The organism is Paenibacillus sp. UMB4589-SE434, assembly GCF_030226685.1.
Lineage (GTDB): Bacteria > Bacillota > Bacilli > Paenibacillales > Paenibacillaceae > Paenibacillus_B.
On sequence record NZ_JASOYK010000002.1, the window covers coordinates 179,679 to 198,500 of the forward strand.

Genomic DNA, 18,822 nt, shown 5'->3' on the forward strand with positions numbered 1-18,822 from the left:
GGGATCGTCTTTATATAAACGGCAAATGAAATCGGGGTTGTTATAACGTGATGTATATTTGCGTTGAAAAGGGCCCAAATCGCTTCGAGGTGTTAGAAACTCTGGTCGTTGTATCTTACTGCTAGCTGTCGTGGTAAAATAAAGAACAAATGTTCTCTAATACTCAACGATAGGTGATATCATGCCGAGCTTGATCTATATAGCTGTAAGGACGCTGGTCGAATATGTATATCGCAGCGGAAGCATTGACGTAGGTTTTCGGACAACGAGCACGATGGCAGAAGGGACGAAGGCGCATCATAAGATACAGCGGACTTATGGGGAGCAAGATCAGAAGGAAGTACATTTATACACGGAGATTGCTTGTGACGAGTATGTGTTTGGGATCGAGGGAAGATGTGACGGGCTGCTAGTACAGGACGGTCAGCTGACCATAGACGAGATTAAATCTACTGCAAAGGATATAGATCTGATCACGCCAGATGCGTTTCCTGTCCACTGGGCACAGGCGAAGTGTTATGCCTATATGTATGCTAAGGAGCATCAAGTGGATAAGATGCGAATTCAGTTGACCTATGTGCAGGTGGATACGGAGCAGCAGAAGCGCTTTGTGCAGGAGGTTGAATATGGGGAGCTGGAGCAGTGGATAATGGATCTCCTTAGGCGGTATGCGCCCTACGCAGATTTGCTTTATCAGCACAGATGCAGCAGGAATAAGAGTATCGAGCGATTATCTTTTCCGTTTGATGCTTATCGGGCAGGACAACGCAGGCTGGCAGGTGCTGTGTATCGCACGATTGAAGAAGGCGTGTCGCTGTATGTCAAGGCGCCAACAGGGATTGGCAAGACGATCTCGACGATATTTCCAGCCATCAAAGCAATTGGACAAGGCCTGCTTGAGCATCTGTTTTATTTGACAGCCAAGACCATTACGCGCACAGCAGCAGAGGATGCTTTTGTCCATTTGCGAACGAATGGGCTTGTGGTGCACAGTGTGACGCTGACCGCCAAGGAGAAGGTATGTTTCCAAGCGGAGATGAGCTGCCGGAAGGAAGATTGCCCCTATGCGGATGGCTACTATGATCGATTAAATGGTGGCATGTTGGATATGCTCTCCCAAGAGACGTTGATGACACGACCCGTCATTGAACATTACGCACAAAAGCACCGTTTGTGCCCCTTTGAACTGTCGTTGGATGCTGCCTATGCGGCGGATGTTGTCATAGGGGACTATAACTATATTTTTGATCCGCGTGTTTCTTTAAAACGAATGTTGGCGGAGCGCAGAAATCAGACCGCTTTGTTAGTCGATGAAGCCCATAACTTGGTCGATCGGGCAAGGGAGATGTTCTCGAGTACTTTAGTCAAGTCGACATTCCTCGCTTTGCAGAGGGAGTTCAAGACGAGGAGTGTTGAGATTTACCAATCCTCCAAAGCTATTAATGATTACTTTGTGCGGTTTCGCAAGCTGAGTGAAGATAAGTATCGTGTAGAGAAAGAACGACCAGAGGAATTAGTAGCATTGGTAGAAACCTTTGTGTTCCAGGCAGAGAGGCAGCTTGCGTCATCTGGGGGTGCAGAGCCTAGTCCACTGCTTTTGGATACGTATTTTGCGGCACAAAGCTTTGTTCGAATCGGAAAGTTATTTGATGAGAAGTATGTTGCCTATGCCGAAATAGACAGAAGCGAGGTGCGATTGAGGCTGTTTTGCCTTGACCCTTCTTATCTGCTGACTCAGATGGGTAAGGGATTTCGATCGCATATTTACTTTTCGGCCACATTGTCCCCAATCTCTTACTACAGAGATATGCTAGGAGCTGGCGAGGGCGATTATTCGCTGTCTCTTGCTACACCTTTTTCTGCGGACCAGTTGGAAGTATCAGTACTACCCGTGTCTACCCGTTATCATGACAGGGAGCGAACAAAAGAAAGGGTTGCTCAACTGTTACAACAGTTGGTGGAGAATCGGCAGGGCAACTATTTGTTCTTTTTCCCATCCTATGCTTATATGAATCTCGTGTACAAAACTTTTGTGGAAGAAGAACGGCCAGATGTGGATGTGATCGTGCAGCAGGTGGATATGACGGAAGAGGAACGAGAGCGGTATTTGACCGCGTTTCAGGCTGAGAATGGCCGTACGTTGGTTGGATTTGCGGTGATGGGCGGCATATTTTCAGAAGGCATTGATCTAGTAGGAGATCGTTTGACTGGAGTTGTCGTCGTTGGCGTAGGGCTTCCACAGCTCGGATTAGAGCGAGATATATTACGTGATTATTTTAATGGAATAGGCAAGCGGGGGTATGATTATGCTTATGTCTACCCTGGTATGAACAAGGTACTGCAGGCAGGAGGAAGACTCATCCGATCAGAGCAGGATCGGGGGATACTAGTGCTAGTGGATGACCGGTATTTGCAGGGGCACTATAGAAGCTTGCTGCCGGAGGAATGGCGCGATTACACCGTGTTAAATGTAAGGGATTAGCATGATTGATTTAAAATGGGATACCTTCCCGTAATAATAAGGCTGAGCGGATAATCCACCCAGCCTTCATGTATATGAGAAAAAGTGGTCGGTGTAATTAGGGGCAAATACAAGTAGAAGTCATTTGGGGATAACACGTCAAAGCGGACAATTCTATTTTCGCCGCGCGCGTCGAGCTCTTACGATTTTGATGCTGGACAACTGTCTTGCTGTGAGTGGTTGGGCATAAGCTGGGCTGGTCTGTCGCTTTCCTTTTACGCGCCCAGTTGATCCTGCGGGTCTGGCAACCAGCACATTAAATGCTTGAGCGAACCAGTTGAAAGGATAACTGATAGAGCGCAGACCGTTAGAAGTAGAAGCGTAATTGACTGCGGCTGCAAAGCTGTCGCTGTCCCGAAGCCATACGGAACCCGAATCGCCCGGCAAAGATACAGCAGAGCTGCCTAGTACGACTGTTTGATTGCGGAACAATATAGTACCTAGTCCGCCGTAGGTGCCGTAATCGACATTAAAGTCTGAATTTACGGATTCAACCGTACCTCTGACAAACCCTGTCGTACGGCCTGATTTTTTAAAACGTTCACCAACGCGATAGGTCAGCAAATGGCCGGGAATGACGCCAACACCTGCATAACGGGGATTAAGGAGGCTATTGCTAAGCGGAATTGAAGTTGCTGCATCAAGGAAGTTAGTTGCGTTTGGCTGCAGTCTTATGAACCGTTCGAGTCGTCCGATACGATCCGTGACGGTATTTCCGCCGTCTGCGGCTCCTGGTTGAACGGTCTCGGAGAACCCGGCAGTATTGTTGCGATTTAACACGTGGTTGTTGCTGCATATGAGCAATTGATTGCGCTGCGGGTTGTTAATTACGATCAGACCGGCTGTCCCAGATACGCCGCCGGATCCTGGAATACTGGGGTATCCGACGCTGTAGCCAGCTGGCACGGGACGGATTCGATCGCGCAATTGACTGATTGCAGCCGTATTGGCTTTGATGTGACCCGACACAATAACTCGTATAGGTACGGATACCGATGATCCTCCACTGCTGGTCGTTACGGCACTAGGTATGGAAAGCTTCGCTGCGGCCGATGCTTTCGCAGTATAAACGATGACGCTTGCCCCTTTACTTGGCTTGGCGGGATTCGCGTATCCCACACCGATGCCTACAATCCCTTTTTTCTTGAGATAAGCCGGTGCCAAGCGTGTTTTGGCTTTATAGGCTTCATGAAAGCTGGCCATAGGTTCCCTCTTTTCTTTGAAATTCCATCCTATTTTATGCGATGTCATTAGGCGAGGGACTAGGCGATATTACTAATTTAGGGATATGAGTCTAAATGAGCCTGATGCAAGCGTATCAACTGACACTTAGGGAATCATATTAGCAAACAAAGAAAGAGACACCAGCCTAGGTGGTGTCCCGTTAAGAAGTAATATTTTATTTGACCCACTGCACTACTTGTCCTATCGTTTGACGAGTCTTGGGGTAGGGATTACTGACATGATAACCAAAGGCAACCATACAAGAAATACCAAGTTAGTCTCCCGTAATAATTCCTTCTTCTCTTAAAATGACTGTTCTTTCTGTATTCATTGGTTTCCCTGAAGGTGGAATATTCCTTGACACAGCTTGGACGAATGCCGGTGCCCATCATTCTACTGATGCGAGATTGGGCAAGGAAAATAGAGATATCTTTTATTAGAATAGCTTAAAGCAGTATGAAGTGTTGGGCAGTGTGAGACTTAAGGCAAGGGTGTTTTGTAAGGCTGATGGACTAGCCATAATGAGCGGATGAATATTGATCTTATACAGTTATGACTATTAGATGAATTTGTGAAGCGCGCATAGTAGTTTGCTTCTTCTTTTTTCTGGAACCAAACCGTTCGTTTAATTATTTATGGTATGCTAGTGCAAAGGTCACATAGATATAGCCATCGTGTGGAAGCTGATAGATAAAGGACGGGTTGAGGCATGTCGACAGCGGGTTGTGCAGTAGAGGGTGCAGGTGCTCATTCATGGTAATAGCAGATATTGCTTCTTATTTGACAGAAGAACATTTGACGGCATTTATGGAGACGTTCCGTTCCTTTGGACCGCTTCCCGGCATTCTGCTGACATTTATGAAATCATTTATACCGCCACTCCCTACGATGATCATCGTAGGTGTGAATGCTGCCGTATATGGATTGTGGTTAGGATTCCTCTATTCTTGGATTGGGATTGTCAGTGGTTGCCTGGTCACATTTCTGATTATACGCAAAATAGCGGGGCATCGGTATTTGGAACGCTGGTCACAGAAGCCCAAAGTACAGAAAGCGATGCTGTGGGTACGCCACAATGCATTTAGCTATGTGTTTTTATTAAGTATTTTTCCAGTAGGCCCGTTTGTTATTATTAACATGGTAGCTGCGGTCGCGCAAATGCGGCTGCGCTCGTACTTGATTGCGATTCTGTTTGGGAAAGCATTGATGGTATTCTCTGTTTCGATTATCGGACATGATCTGGAGAGATTTGTTCGTCATCCGATTGAGTTAATATACGTTGTTTTATTTATAGGCATATCTTTATTTATTAGCAAGAAGATTGAAGCTCGGTTTACTAAAGCTACGACCAAGCATCAGGAGTCGAAGTCGGCTGCAGCAGCAGATCAACGGCAATCCATGTAATTTTTAATGACTGTCAGCCTTTTGAGTGCCATTAGATGAATACGAAGCAGCCCGAAGAGTAGTTGCAACTGCTCTCCGGGCTTTTTGCTGTCTGCTTTGCCTCAGCTTGTGTTCACTCTAAACAGGAAATGGAGGTGTAGAAAACAAAGGACATCACATTTGATGTAATGTATGTAAGTTAATGTGACACAAATTCGGATTTTGATCTGTATAAATGGATTTCTTATGGGATTCAGCTTAGTTAATACAATAAATTTAGTATTTTTAAGCAGGTAATTAATAATTTTAAAAAATGATGTTATATATATTGACATTAATGTGGTGTCTCTTTAAAATACTAAGAAAATGATTTGGTTTGTGTTATGTAACATTACATCTATTAAGGGTTTTTGCTTCTAGACGTGAACAAATGCAAGAAATATAACATCATATTAGATTGCGAAGGGACTGGTCAGAATGGAGTTAGGAACTAGCGCAATATGGACAATGTTGGGGGCAATATTGGTGTTATTTATGCAGTGTGGGTTCATTATGTTAGAAGCAGGTTCTACACAAATGAAAAATGCAGGCCATATAGCAGGTAAAACCGTGTTTTCTGTGGCAATTGTGTCGCTGGTGTTTTGGGCGGTTGGCTATGCTATTATTTTCGGTACACAGGGCGGCCCTATAATAGGCTGGGGCGATTTCTTTGCGTTTGATATGAAGGAAGTGCCGGAAGGAAGCGCGATAGCACCGACGGTTATGTTTATGTTCCAATTGGCATTTGCCGCGATTTCGATGTCTGTAGCTTGGGGAGGCTTTGCAGAAAGAGCAAAGCTGTCAGTGTATTTAATCTTTGCAGTAATCTTCTCTGCTGTAATCTATCCGGTCATTGCGCATTGGATATGGGGTGGCGGATGGCTTGCCGAACATGGGAAGCAAGATTATGCGGGCTCAACTGTTGTTCACTTAACGGGAGCAATGGCCGCATTGGCCGCTACCATACTGCTTAAGCCGCGTCTTGGCAAATATCATCCATCTGGAAAGCCCAATGAGATTCCAGGGCATAACCAGGTATTTACCACCTTAGGTGTCATGCTGTTGTGGATCGGCTGGTTTGGTTTTAATGCAGGTAGTACCATTACGGCGGGGGATGGCAGCTTTTTCGGATTTATAGCTGTGAATACGCAGTTGGGCGCGGCAGCTGGGGCTGCAGCTGCCTTGTTAATCTCTTGGGTACTGATGGGCAAAGCTGATATCCCTACAATGCTTAATGGTGCATTGGCGGGGCTTGTTGCAATCACCGCATCCTGTGCTTTTGTGGAATCTTGGGCGGCTATCGTAATCGGCTTAGTTGCAGGTGGGCTCGTATATGGAAGCATGCGAATGTTTGACAAGCTAGGTATTGATGATCCGATCTACGCATTATCTGTTCACGGGATGGCCGGAGTATGGGGGACGTTATCTAATGGCTTATTTGCTGCACCTGAGCTGGTGGATAAAGTAGGTGTTGGCAAGCCAGGCTTGTTCTATGGTGGCGGACTGGAGCAATTGGGGGTTCAAGCAATGGGCGTTGCGGTCTGTGCCGCATTTGCTTTCTTTGCTTCGTATGCAGTCCTTGCCATTATGAAGGCAGTGATGGGGCTTCGGGTTACAGAGGAAGAAGAACTGGTCGGTCTAGATATGAGCGAGCATGGCTCTTATGGCTATCCAGAGCAGATGAAAAGTGTAACTTCTCACCGTTAAGATAGATGATGAACGTGTGCTTCAAATGATGAAGTAAGCCTGAGTATGCTAACTATTTCATAGGTCCAATTCAATGACAAAAAAGCAGCCATCCAGTGAAAGGATGGCTGCTTTGTCGTGGTTGCGTGGCTACTTGAGCTCTTGGCTCTTACAAGTAACCCCAGATCATCGTAAACAGTGTACCAAAGATCGTGACCAGACCAACAAACAGCGCGTAAGCGATATTGGTATAGTTCGAAGCTTTGTTCGACTTGTCTTCGTCAATGTGCATAAACATAAACAACTGAACAGCTGCTTGGATGGCAGCACAGATGAGTAGAATCGTAAGTCCTGTCGTAAAAGACATATCCCAGACGATGACCGCTAGCGCGACTACAGAAAGGATGAGAGAGAAGACGTATCCCATCACATGACGAATCGGGAATAGTTGTTTCATGTCACATCAATCCTTTCAAGTATACAAAGCTGAAGATAAAGATCCAGACAACGTCAAGGAAGTGCCAGTACAGCGAGAAAATAAACGATTTGTTCGCTGTGTCGTGTGTAAAGCCTTCACGCTGGGTTTGAATCATAATGCCTGAACCCCATAACAGACCCATTGTAACGTGGGCTCCGTGCGTGCCTAACAAGACAAACAAGCTGGACAAGAACGCAGACGTTTGCAAAGTTGCGCCTTCGTGAACATAAGTGACGAACTCATAGATTTCGATCCCTAAGAACCCGAGACCTAGCAGCAAAGTGATCGCCATAAACGTCATAAATGGCTTCTTCATACCTAAGCGCATGGCATGAATAGCTAGACCGCACGTAAAGCTACTTGTTAAAAGCAAGAACGTTTCCAGCAATACAGGCTTGATCTGGAATATTTCTGCAGCCGAAGGGCCAGTGCCCGAACGGGTCCAAAGCGTAAAGTAAACGGCAAACAGAGTCGAGAAGAGCACGATCTCCGCGCCGAGGAAGATCCAGAAGCCAAAGATGCGGTTACTGTTCTCTTCCGTCTGATATTCTAGCGGCAGCGTGTTATCGATCTTCATGCTTTATCACCCCGCAATTGTTGTTCCGTCTTGTTGATTTCCTTCACCGATATATGACGACCATGATCACGTTCAAAGGAACGCACTGCAAGCATAATCACAATCGCGACACCCGAAATGATTGCTGGTGTCCACCAGCTGAATATCATAAAGAATCCGAAGAAGAAGAAAATAACACCAAGTACGAATGGCTGCCCGTTGTTGTTAGGCATATGAATCTCTTCAATCTTATCTTCAAATAAAGGCTGTTTGTCTTTCTTCCAGAACCAGAATGCATCCAAGCTTTTCACATTTGGAGTGACCGCAAAGTTGTATTCAGGAACAGGACTGTGTGTTGCCCATTCAAGTGTACGTGCATCCCACGGATCGCTTGTTGTATCGCGCGGCTCGTATCTGAAACTCCAGTAGATGCTGTATACGAGCACTGCAAAACCGATAGCAAGTCCAATGGAACCAATTGTCGCAAGCAAGTTAAGCGGCCCGAAGCCGGTACTTGCAGAATACGTGTACATACGGCGTGTCATTCCTTTTAGTCCCAAGAAGAACAATGGCAAGAATGTCACGTTAAAGCAGATTGCGATCAACCAGAATGCAAGCTTACCAAGACGCTCGTTCAGGCGGAAGCCGAACAATTTAGGGAACCAGTAGTACATACCTGCGATAACCGCAAATACTGTACCTGGAATCAATACGTAGTGGAAGTGAGCAACCAGGAACATCGTGTTATGGTACTGATAATCGGCACTCGCCATTGCAAGCATAACGCCGGTTACGCCACCGATCGTAAAGATCGGAATAAACGCGAGTGAATAAAGCATCGGTGTTGTAAACTGTATCCTACCCTTATGGAGGGTGAAGAGCCAGTTAAATATTTTGACCCCGGTCGGAATGGCAATTGCCATCGTCGTAACGGAGAAGAATCCGTTAACCATAGCTCCGTGTCCCATCGTATAGAAGTGATGCGCCCATACAAGGAAGGACAAGAGTGAAATCGCGACCATACTGATGACCATCGATTTGTATCCATAAAGATTTTTGCGTGAGAATGTAGAAATAATTTCACTGTAAATACCGAATGCAGGCAATACAACGATATATACCTCTGGATGGCCCCATACCCAGAACAGGTTGGCCCAGAGCATATCCATACCGCCGTTCGCCATCGTAAAGAATTGTGCGCCGAACATACGGTCGAACATCATTAGCGCCAGCGCAACTGTCAAGACAGGGAACGCAAATACGATAATGACACATGTAATTAATACGGACCATGTAAACATAGGCATACGCATTAATTTCATGCCTGGAGCACGCATTTTGAGAATCGTAACGATAAAGTTAACACCTGTCATTAACGTACCGATACCTGCAATCTGCAATGCAATCGAGTAGAAGTTGTTACCTACTGTTGGGCTAAGCTCAAGACTTGCAAGCGGGAAGTAAGCCGTCCAACCTGCATCTGGAGATCCACCGATAACAAAAGAAATGTTAAACAGCATGGCTCCTGAGAAGAAGAGCCAGAAGCTTACCGCATTCAGGCGTGGGAACGCAACGTCGCGTGCACCAATCTGGAGCGGAATAACTACGTTCATCAAGCCGATAATAAATGGCATGGCCATAAATAAGATCATAATGATGCCGTGAGTCGTAAATACTTCATTATAGTGCTGCGCATCCAAGAACTTCATGTCTGGTCCTGCGAGCTGCGTACGCATCATAAGCGCATCTACACCGCCGCGGAACAGCATGACAAGTGCGGATAGAATATACATGATACCGATTTTCTTGTGATCGACAGTAGTCAGCCACTCACGCCAGAGATAGCCCCACTTCTTAAAGTAGGTTAAGCCTACAAGGATGGCAAGTGATACAAGCACGATGCTGACCATAGCGCCATAGATCATCGGTTCGCCGGTAACGAAAAATTCGTCCCATTTCATACTGAGTTGACTCCTTTCTGTTTCTTTCTAGTTGCCGTGCTGAGCATGGTCTGTTTCTTTGTTGTCCATGTCCATTTGGGAATGATCCATCTTGGAGTGATCCATCTTCGAATGGTCCATTTCCTTGTCTGCTTCGTTATTGGAGTCAGCATCAGAAGATCCGTGGTTATGTCCGCCATTAGCGCCTTCTGGTGCTGGTCTGAATGTTAAGTGATTAGACGAATAAGATTTACGGCCGAGATGATCGGCTTCAAGCAAGCTGTCAAACTCAGCTTCTGTTAATGCCGGAGCGGTCTGCTTCACTTCATTGACCCAGTCCGTATAACCTTTAGGTGACATCGCTAGCACTTCGAAGTCCATGTGGGCAAAACCTTTACCCGAGAAGTTCGAGTTTTTGCCGACAAAAGAGCCTTCATGCTCTGCAACAAGGTTTAATTTCGTAACCATGTCGCTCATGGCGTACTTCTGTCCGCCGAGTTGTGGTACCCAGAAGCTCGTAATCGGTCCGAATGAATACAAACGGAATTGAACCGGGCGGTTGGTCGGGATGTTGACATAGTTAACGGTCTCAACTCCCTCTTCCGGATAGCTGAAATGCCATTTCCAGTCTGAAGATGAAGCATAAATAATTAATGGCTTCTGATCCTCATAGCCTACTGGTGTTGTTTCTACTGCATTGGTCGAACGAATCGTCACGACTGACAGAATAACAACGATGATGACCGGAATGATCGTCCAAGTGATTTCCATCCATTTGCTGCCCTCTTCATGTGGCGGTTCATAGTCTGGTGCTGCTTTGGACGCGCGATACTTCGTCAGCATGTAGATGTACAGTACATAGACGACTAACAATACAACTGCCATGACAATCATGGAGAAGATGATGACGTCCGATTGGGTCTTGGCTACTGGGCCTTTTGGATTCAGAACCGCAAGTGAATCACAGCCGGTCAACAGCACAAGAAGAGCTGTAAATACGGTGAGTAACAACCCTTTCTTTTTCATTAACGTACCCCTTTCTCTGTGGTGGACAATATATTAAGAATTGTTGGGATAATCCAATCTGCGACCATGGTCTATCTTATTGAAGTAACACCATAAAAACAAACCAAAGAGAAAACCAAAATTGACAGCAAAAACCAGATATGGTGGCAATATTTGAGCGTCTCATGCTTGAATTTGCTTGAATTGTGAGGAATATCACTGAATTTGGCCGAAAACAGGCGTTTTCAAAATTTGTACACAATTGTTGAATTAGCGATAGAATTTGCAATATTGTCACAAATTAGTGCCAGATTGTGCTCTAATTCACTTAATTTTGGCCGGATTTGTTCTAGGAGTACAGATTGGTTACCATTATGTAAACATTTCTAGGACGTATGAAGTAGATGTCTCGGTGAACAAACCTTGAACATTATGTGTTCAAAAAGTGAAAACAGCCTCAACCGAAGTTAAGACTGCCTCAAGTTAGCTTAAATATACTTTTAATTTCATCATTTACGTTTTGTTCCATCTACCGTATAACGATCTGTAATATGGCGCCCTCCGCCTGCCTTCTCGGAATACTTAATCTCGTTCCGCATCGAGTCATACTCGTAGCCGTCCTCAAGAAAAAGATGTTTGACTTCAAGCTTGAATTTGGCGGCGCATTCAGGGCATAAATAGCCGCGTTGAATAGTCTTGTCACAGAAATAACATTCGTAATGCAAGTTCGGATAATCTTGTACGTATAATTTACCTTCGTTAATGTATCGAATGATCTTGCCAGCAGGCACTTCAGTGGCTTCGCTCAGATCTTGAATCGTGCTGTCGCGATGTTTTTTTAGATAGGCTGCGCAGCGGTCTAGCTCGGACCGAATAAATGCAAAACAGTCGGGGCAGTACACGGAATAATACTTTTGAAAAATTTTGCCGCACCGTTTGCAGTTGTCCACATTTATAGTCATGAAAGACACCTCGATGATGTAAAAGTAATAAATTAATAGGACATTGTGCTTATATATTATACCTTTTTAGTAGGAAAAAAGGGGTGTTTGGTTTCAGTTTGCAGGTTTCGTTATAATAAAGAAGGAGACTCCTGATGCTGTTATGCAGGTCTCTTATAACTATTATCGGAATTGGAGGCGAGAGTATGTTAGTGGTAACGAATACGATTCGAATTAAATCTGGGTTTGGGAAGCAGGTGTCTGAGCGGTTTGCTTCGGCAAAGGGTGTTCAGCAAATGCCGGGATTCGTACGTCTGGAAGTATGGCTTGGCGACGGCAAGGAAGGCGAAGAAGAACTTAAGGTCTGTACCATGTGGGAGAACGAGGAATCGTTCAAAGCTTGGACTTCGAGCGAAGCTTTCCGTCAAGCGCACCGTGGATCAGGCGACAGTAAAGAGTACATGCTGGGCGCCTCGTTAAATAAATATGAGCTAGTGGTCAGTCAAGATACACCTTAACATTTACATAGAAATACTAGGAGGAATTACAGATGGACTTAAAGAATAAAGCAGCTATTATTACCGGAGCAGGTAAAGGTATTGGCAGAGCCATTGCGGTATCGTTGGCTAAGGAAGGTACTCATCTAGGTCTAATTGCCCGTACCACTTCTGATCTGGAAGCACTTCGCTCGGAACTGACAGAACAGTACGGCATTCGTGTCAGCTTGGCAACTGCGGATATTTCTGTACAAGAAGAGGCTGAACGTGCGGTGGCATCCTTAATTGAAGAATTGGGTACAGTGGATATTCTCATCAACAATGCAGGCGTAGCCAAATTTGGCACATTGGTCGATATGGATCCGCAAGAGTGGGAGCGTATTATTCGTATTAATTTGATGGGGACTTATTACGTGACGCGTGCTGCATTGCCAACTATGATCGCCAACAATATAGGTAACGTCATTAACGTTGCTTCTACGGCTGGTGAACGTGGATTTGCGACGGGCTCTGCGTATAATGCCTCAAAGTTTGCCGTGATGGGGATGACGGAGGCGTTGATGCAAGAGGTGCGCAAGCATAATATTCGTGTTGTGGCCTTAACACCAAGCACGGTAAATACGGACTTGGCTCGGGATGCCGGATTGAAGACGGATGATGGCGATAGCATCATGCAGCCGGAGGACGTGGCCGAATTGGCGCTGGCTACATTAAAGCTGCCACAGCGTGTATTTGTGAAGACCGCAGGTATTTGGTCGACGAATCCGCAGTAACGGTAGGACCTTAGTCCATGAACGGCAATTTAGAGTAAGGGACTGCTTTGCAGTATGAAGACGGCAGTCTGTAATCAATGAGAAACTTTTGAATAATGCAAGTGGTTCGTCTAGAGCAGCAGAACCTGATGTATGGACTGAATTGAGCCCCCAAGGAGGACGCTTTGAGAAAAGTGACCCTTTTGGGGGTTATTTGCATTTTAATCAAGGTAATTGATGAGGTGCGATTCCAATGCTCGACAATAGAGATGGAGGGCAATAGTTATTGATAAAGATTCTCAAGGGGACTAAAATAACATTTGTACATATTAGAAAAGGGATATACAAATCTTAATCCTATCATGATTGGGAGGATGAACATGAGTTGGTTATGGTATGCAATAGCATCCGCTGCAATGGCAGCGCTAGTATCCATATTCGGCAAGATCGGTTTAAACCAAGTGGATGCGAACACGGCGACGACGATTCGAGCTGCCATTATGATGCTGTTTTTATTTGGTGTATTAGCGTTGCAAGGAAAATTAACGATGATTGGGGAGGTGCTGGCAAATAAAAAGGCGATGCTGTTTATCGTCTTAAGCGGTGTAGCCGGTGCGCTGTCCTGGTTGTTCTATTTCTTGGCTATCCAGAAGGGTGACGTTTCCAAAGTAGCGCCAATTGATAAATTCAGTGTGGTGCTGGCCGTAGGATTTGCACTGTTGTTTTTGGGTGAGAAGCTCTCATTCTGGGGGGCAGTTGGCGTGGGGCTCATTGCGGTGGGCGTTATGATTACGGCGTTTGCGGCATAGAAAAGGCTTAGCTCGCGTATTCGAGAGTGCTCTTCGCTTGGCAAGATGATGCGTATTTCCCCTGAGCGGAATCCACATATCAGCAGTCTCAATGGGCTGTGTACAAGCTTGTATTTTCCTGGGCAATGCTGCAACAGCGAAATAAGTTGTATTACATCATAACAAGATTCGATTGCACAGCGTAACCTTAACAGGGAAACCTCCCCCTTTAGGGGAGATCACATCATGGACGTATACAAGCAATAACAGGCATAGAGAGTAGGCTCAAATTAAGGACTGCAGCCTGCCTTTCGTTTAAGACAACTTGTATTCTAATTCTAATCTTTCATGGCTTATGAACACTTAACTGCGTGATTTCTCAAACAGATGAAATCCATTTTTAATACCTCGATGCGTATATCCAAGGCTGCTGTAGAAGGAAAATAACCGCATATTTTCTTCAATACAGTCCAGTCGGATTTGGTGTTTGCCTGTAAATTCAATCCCGTTCTCTACCCATTCCATAACAGAAGAGCCAAGTCCTGAACCTGCATAATCCCGGTTAATGGCAAGGCGGTGTACATATATAGATGAATCGTGGCCCTCATTTCCCCATAGCTCGATGTCCCAAGGACTTGGATGTTTCAGCAGCATCACCACTGCTGCAAGCGTACCCCCTTCATGGAATACAAATACATCTCCGCGGATGATTGCGTTGCTTGTGCCGTGTACGTCCTCGCCGCTGAGCAGAGAGTTCCACTGCGTAGAGCCTTGACTGTGCAGCCACTCCGCTGTCTTAGCGAGCAGGTTCATTACGGCGCCAGTATCCGCTTCGGTAGCTTGTCGGACTTCTAAGCGGTCTAATATGCAGCGCTTTTGCAAGGTATAATGTGTCATCAGAACCTCCCATTTTACATGCTACTTTAGTTATATCGAAAGTAAAATCACTTGGCAAGTTATCCGTTGAGAAACGTCAAGAATGGCTGAAGTAAGTAGGAGAGCTTGTTCACAAGGCCAGTAATCCCAAAGATCCTGGTAAGAAGCTGCCGCCTCAGGAGCTTCTTGTAGGGATTTTGTTGTTAGTTGAGCCGTGTAGGTTTGATGATTAATCATTTTTACAGGATAAATTGAAGAAAATAAGCTATTATCATATGTAGCAAGTGCTATTACAGTACGTTTATTGAAGGGGTATGAATGTGACTTTAGGACGTTTTATGCAGCTAGTTGAAATCAAAACAAAAGCGGCCAGCATGATTCCATTTGCTATCGGATCGCTGTATGCAGTTTACCGTTTCCACGAGTTTCAGTGGCTTCATTTTGTGCTTATGTTTGTGTCGCTGCTCAGCTTTGACATGGCGACAACAGCCATTAACAACTACATCGACTATAAGAAAGCCGTTAAGACGCAAGGGTATGGTTATGAAGAGCACAATGCCATTGTCAAATACGGAATCAAGGAGTGGACGGTAGTAGGCATTATCTTTATCTTGTTAGGGACGGCAGGGGTGGCCGGATTTATTTTGTTCTTACATACAAATTTAGTCGTGCTGCTTTTGGGTGGTTTATCATTTCTGGTCGGTATTCTCTATTCCTTCGGTCCTATTCCGATTTCGCGAATGCCGCTTGGTGAGATTTTCTCGGGCTTGTTTATGGGGTTTGTGATTATTTTTATTTCCACATATGTGCATGTTGGGCAGGATCAGCTTGTATCCTTGCTATATGATAACGGCTTGCTGCATGTTGACATCAATATACTGGAAGTGCTGCTTGTTTTCTTTATATCCTCTCCTGCTATTATGGGGATCGCTAACATTATGCTGGCGAACAATATTAGCGATATGGAAGATGATATTGAGAACCGTCGGTATACGCTTCCTGTCTATATTGGTAAGCTTAATGCACTGAGGTTGTTCCGATATGCATACTGGGCAGCTTACTTGGATCTTATCGTATTGTGGGCTTTGGGCGTTCATCCTGCGATTCTTTTGCTGGTACTGCTTACTTACATACCAATCAACCGCAATATAAAGCTTTTTGAAGCCAAGCAAACCAAGAAGGACACGTTTATTTTATCGGTAAGAAATTTTATGATTACCAATGTGGCACGTATTGCAGCATTGGGTGCAGCTATTTTGCTGTCTCAATGGTAGCGATAACGTATTGAGCATCGGCTGTTGCAACCTCCATTAATCCCGTGAAACGGTAGGCTTTCAGGGATGATGGGGGTTGTTTTGTTGGAAGCGTATGTTGAGATTTTACTTACAGTGAGGTAGGCGCAGTAACTTAACATTAAAATATTAATACCAGACCTGGTGTTAAGCAGCAAATAAATAATTTTACATATATATGAAAAAGTGATATCATTAAGATATCAAAAATATAAACTTGTTCTTAGGGAGTGATGACCGTGTTCAAAGAAGAGAAATGCTCTAGCTTGAATGGTTTTGCTGCTCTATTGCTTATCGCGGCTATGATTGCAGCGGGAGTTTACATGCTCACGATAGAAACGACGACGACTATCGTAGCCGGAATCGTTGTATCAAGCTTAGCCGCAATTTTGCTCACTGGATTGACAATCGTACAGCCTAATCAAGCTCACGTAGTTACGTTTTTCGGACGTTATTTAGGTGTCATTCGAGAGAGCGGCTTCTATATGATCATTCCGTTCTCAAGCCGTAAGCGGATATCGCTCCGTGTACGCAACTTTAACAGCGTTAAGCTCAAAGTAAACGACGTGGATGGCAATCCAATTGAGATTGCAGCAGTTGTCGTATTTTCCGTAGTGGACTCGGCCAAGGCCCTGTTCGAGGTGGATGAATATGAGAAGTTCGTCGAGATTCAGAGCGAGACGGCCCTTCGGCATGTGGCAAGCAAATACCCATATGATTCGGTGGAAGCAGGGGTGTTTTCTTTACGCGGCAATACGGAGGAGATTGCAGGGGAGCTTAGCGATGAGCTTCAGAATCGATTGGCAATCGCGGGTGTCAAAGTGATAGAGTCTCGCTTGACACACCTCGCGTACTCTACTGAGATCGCCAGCGCGATGCTTCAACGTCAACAAGCAGCAGCTATCATTGCTGCACGCGAGAAGATTGTGGACGGCGCTGTTACGATGGTACAGCTTGCCATTGAACGTTTGCAAGCAGACGGCATTGTTGAACTTGACGATGAACGTAAAGCAGCTATGATTAATAACTTACTCGTTGCCGTAGTTTCTGATCGCTCTGCCCAGCCGGTCATTAACACCGGTACGATCTATTAACGAGCAGGCCGATTAATGGCCAGCAAGAAGAAGAGCTTCCCACTCCGTCTAGACCCAAGCGTGTATGAGGCTTTGGAACGCTGGGCATCCGATGAATTCCGAAGCGTAAATGGGCATATGGAGTTCTTGTTGAGGGAGGCGCTCCGGGAAGCGGGAAGACTTCCGTCTATTCGTCGCCAAACGTCCCCTGAACCTGTGTCAGAGCCGATACATCCACAAGTGGATCCGAGTATCGAAGGCTAGTCGGATTTTACACGTAATCGACTGATTAGAACATAGACAGTTCAATGACCAATACAAGCCCCCTTGCCATCCTGAATCAGGAGGCAAGGGGGCTTGTATAATGCTGTCTATGTCGGCTAACTAGGCTTGATGAAAGCCTAATTAGCCAATATCGCCGTAGGTGCTGGGTATTACACCCAACCGCGTGCTTGCATTGCTACGGTAACACGATGAAGGGAAATCATGTAAGCTGCCGTGCGAAGATTAGTTTCGTACTCTTTTGCCATTTTACGGACGGCATCGTACGATTTCACCATATTCACTTCTAGTTTCTCAAGCACTTCTTCTTCAGACCAGTAGTAGTTCATCAGGTTTTGTACCCATTCAAAGTATGACACGGTTACCCCGCCGGCATTTGCCAGAATGTCGGGAATAACGATACAGCCTTTAGCGTCCAGAATCTCATCTGCTTCAGGTGTTGTAGGACCGTTAGCTGCTTCGGCAATAATACGAGCTTTTACGTTTGCTGCATTTTCTTTAGTAATGACATTTTCCAGCGCAGCTGGTATCAAAATGTCTACTTCAAGCTCAAGCAGCTGCTCGTTGCTGATCAAATACTCAGTGCCGTAGTCTGCGAGCTTCGCCGTGTCTTTTAATTCCTCGACGCGGGTGATGTCCAGACCAGCTGGGTCATAGATACCGCCACGGGAATCACTTACAGCTACAATAGTTGCCCCGAGGTCGTTCAGCAATCGGGCTGCGATGCGGCCTGCGTTGCCGTAGCCTTGAACTGCTACTCTAGCCTTTTCCATTGGAAGCTCAATGTCCTTCAACGCGGATTGAATAGCGTATACACAGCCTTGTGCTGTAGCTTCGCCGCGTCCTTGAGAGCCACCGATAATAATCGGCTTACCTGTGATGACGCCCGGGGCGTTATGACCGCGCAGCTTGCTGTACGTATCCATCATCCATCCCATAATCTGCGGCGTCGTATACACGTCAGGTGCAGGAATGTCGCGTTCTGGTCCTACAATGTCAGCGATCGCTTCCATAAATGCACGGCTTAAGCGCTCCAATTCGCCGATACTCAATTCACGCGGATCGCAGATAACGCCGCCTTTACCACCGCCGTAAGGCAATCCAACTACTCCACACTTAAAGGTCATCCACATCGATAAGGCTTTAACCTCGTCAAGTGTAACACCCGGGTGGAAGCGGATTCCGCCTTTTGTTGGCCCGATAGCGTCGTTATGCTGGGAGCGGTAGCCATCAAAGATACGAACACTTCCATCATCCATCTTAACAGGGAAGCTGACCGACAATACGCGCTTAGGTTTCTTTAGCAGCTCAGTGACGTGTGTGGGAAGCTGCAATTTGGCGGCTGCTGTGTCGACTTGACGTTGCGCAATTAAGTAAGGATTTAACTCTTCTTGCTGAGTGGAATGACTCATAATTATTCACCTATCCTTTTTCTGTTAATCTCGCTTTTTAAAGTATTATAAAGGTTAGCATGTAAAGTTGAAATAAA

General features: G+C 45.6%; 18 protein-coding genes. 10 read left to right on the forward strand and 8 right to left on the reverse strand.

Features of this window, described 5'->3' with window-relative positions; translation table 11 throughout:
* The first annotated feature begins 181 nt into the window (after positions 1-181).
* Entirely contained in the window at positions 182-2,482 is a 2,301-nt protein-coding gene (locus QP775_RS11045) for an ATP-dependent DNA helicase (RefSeq protein WP_285106032.1), read from the forward strand.
* 153 nt (positions 2,483-2,635) lie between these two features.
* On the opposite strand, the gene QP775_RS11050 is transcribed toward QP775_RS11045, so the two are convergent.
* On the reverse strand, positions 2,636-3,724 hold the full coding sequence (locus QP775_RS11050; protein ID WP_285106034.1) for a chymotrypsin family serine protease: 1,089 nt from the start codon (positions 3,722-3,724) through the stop codon (positions 2,636-2,638).
* A gap of 351 nt (positions 3,725-4,075) precedes the next feature.
* On the opposite strand from QP775_RS11050, the gene QP775_RS25745 reads away from it, so the two are divergent.
* The 3 genes from QP775_RS25745 to QP775_RS11060 all read left to right on the forward strand — a co-directional run bounded on the left by QP775_RS25745 (position 4,076) and on the right by QP775_RS11060 (position 6,874).
* Positions 4,076-4,195: a winged helix-turn-helix transcriptional regulator gene (locus QP775_RS25745; RefSeq protein ID WP_350338967.1), complete on the forward strand. Its 120-nt coding sequence runs from the start codon at positions 4,076-4,078 to the stop codon at positions 4,193-4,195.
* A gap of 303 nt (positions 4,196-4,498) precedes the next feature.
* The gene (locus QP775_RS11055; protein WP_285106036.1) at positions 4,499-5,149 is read left to right on the forward strand and encodes a TVP38/TMEM64 family protein; all 651 of its coding nucleotides are present in this window, start codon (positions 4,499-4,501) and stop codon (positions 5,147-5,149) included.
* A gap of 456 nt (positions 5,150-5,605) precedes the next feature.
* Entirely contained in the window at positions 5,606-6,874 is a 1,269-nt protein-coding gene (locus QP775_RS11060) for an ammonium transporter (protein ID WP_239329030.1), read from the forward strand.
* 148 nt (positions 6,875-7,022) lie between these two features.
* Here QP775_RS11060 and qoxD read toward each other — a convergent pair whose 3' ends face one another.
* The 5 genes from qoxD to QP775_RS11085 all read right to left on the reverse strand — a co-directional run bounded on the left by qoxD (position 7,023) and on the right by QP775_RS11085 (position 11,794).
* Complete coding sequence (qoxD, locus tag QP775_RS11065) at positions 7,023-7,310, reverse strand: cytochrome aa3 quinol oxidase subunit IV (RefSeq protein ID WP_239329028.1); 288 nt, start codon at positions 7,308-7,310, stop codon at positions 7,023-7,025.
* A gap of 1 nt (position 7,311) precedes the next feature.
* Entirely contained in the window at positions 7,312-7,908 is a 597-nt protein-coding gene (gene qoxC, locus QP775_RS11070; protein WP_285106039.1) for a cytochrome aa3 quinol oxidase subunit III, read from the reverse strand.
* Entirely contained in the window at positions 7,905-9,848 is a 1,944-nt protein-coding gene (gene qoxB, locus QP775_RS11075) for a cytochrome aa3 quinol oxidase subunit I (protein ID WP_239329026.1), read from the reverse strand. Before qoxB ends, qoxC begins: the two co-directional genes overlap by 4 nt.
* A 27-nt stretch (positions 9,849-9,875) precedes the next feature.
* Entirely contained in the window at positions 9,876-10,853 is a 978-nt protein-coding gene (gene qoxA, locus QP775_RS11080) for a cytochrome aa3 quinol oxidase subunit II (RefSeq protein ID WP_285106041.1), read from the reverse strand.
* A 488-nt stretch (positions 10,854-11,341) separates the two neighbouring features.
* Positions 11,342-11,794, reverse strand: a complete 453-nt coding sequence (locus tag QP775_RS11085) for a flagellar protein (protein WP_239329024.1) — start codon at positions 11,792-11,794, stop codon at positions 11,342-11,344.
* A 185-nt stretch (positions 11,795-11,979) separates the two neighbouring features.
* Here QP775_RS11085 and QP775_RS11090 point away from each other — a divergent pair, with 185 nt between their 5' ends.
* The 3 genes from QP775_RS11090 (at position 11,980) to QP775_RS11100 (ending at position 13,831) form a co-directional block, all read left to right on the forward strand.
* Positions 11,980-12,291, forward strand: a complete 312-nt coding sequence (locus QP775_RS11090) for an antibiotic biosynthesis monooxygenase (protein WP_239329023.1) — start codon at positions 11,980-11,982, stop codon at positions 12,289-12,291.
* 32 nt (positions 12,292-12,323) lie between these two features.
* On the forward strand, positions 12,324-13,043 hold the full coding sequence (locus tag QP775_RS11095) for a 3-ketoacyl-ACP reductase (protein ID WP_285106044.1): 720 nt from the start codon (positions 12,324-12,326) through the stop codon (positions 13,041-13,043).
* Between the two features lie 359 nt (positions 13,044-13,402).
* The gene (locus QP775_RS11100; RefSeq protein ID WP_239329021.1) at positions 13,403-13,831 is read left to right on the forward strand and encodes an EamA family transporter; all 429 of its coding nucleotides are present in this window, start codon (positions 13,403-13,405) and stop codon (positions 13,829-13,831) included.
* Between the two features lie 342 nt (positions 13,832-14,173).
* Here QP775_RS11100 and QP775_RS11105 read toward each other — a convergent pair whose 3' ends face one another.
* Positions 14,174-14,707, reverse strand: a complete 534-nt coding sequence (locus QP775_RS11105; protein WP_239329020.1) for a GNAT family N-acetyltransferase — start codon at positions 14,705-14,707, stop codon at positions 14,174-14,176.
* 299 nt (positions 14,708-15,006) lie between these two features.
* Here QP775_RS11105 and QP775_RS11110 point away from each other — a divergent pair, with 299 nt between their 5' ends.
* The 3 genes from QP775_RS11110 to QP775_RS11120 all read left to right on the forward strand — a co-directional run bounded on the left by QP775_RS11110 (position 15,007) and on the right by QP775_RS11120 (position 17,315).
* A complete protein-coding gene (locus QP775_RS11110; RefSeq protein ID WP_285106046.1) occupies positions 15,007-15,960 on the forward strand; it encodes a 1,4-dihydroxy-2-naphthoate polyprenyltransferase in 954 nt (317 codons plus the stop codon).
* A gap of 251 nt (positions 15,961-16,211) precedes the next feature.
* Entirely contained in the window at positions 16,212-17,072 is an 861-nt protein-coding gene (locus tag QP775_RS11115; RefSeq protein ID WP_239329017.1) for an SPFH domain-containing protein, read from the forward strand.
* A 15-nt stretch (positions 17,073-17,087) separates the two neighbouring features.
* Positions 17,088-17,315 (forward strand): type II toxin-antitoxin system antitoxin, encoded by a 228-nt coding sequence (locus QP775_RS11120; protein WP_239329016.1) that lies wholly within the window; start codon positions 17,088-17,090, stop codon positions 17,313-17,315.
* 170 nt (positions 17,316-17,485) lie between these two features.
* On the opposite strand, the gene QP775_RS11125 is transcribed toward QP775_RS11120, so the two are convergent.
* On the reverse strand, positions 17,486-18,745 hold the full coding sequence (locus QP775_RS11125) for a Glu/Leu/Phe/Val family dehydrogenase (protein WP_239329015.1): 1,260 nt from the start codon (positions 18,743-18,745) through the stop codon (positions 17,486-17,488).
* Between the last annotated feature and the right edge of the window lie 77 nt (positions 18,746-18,822).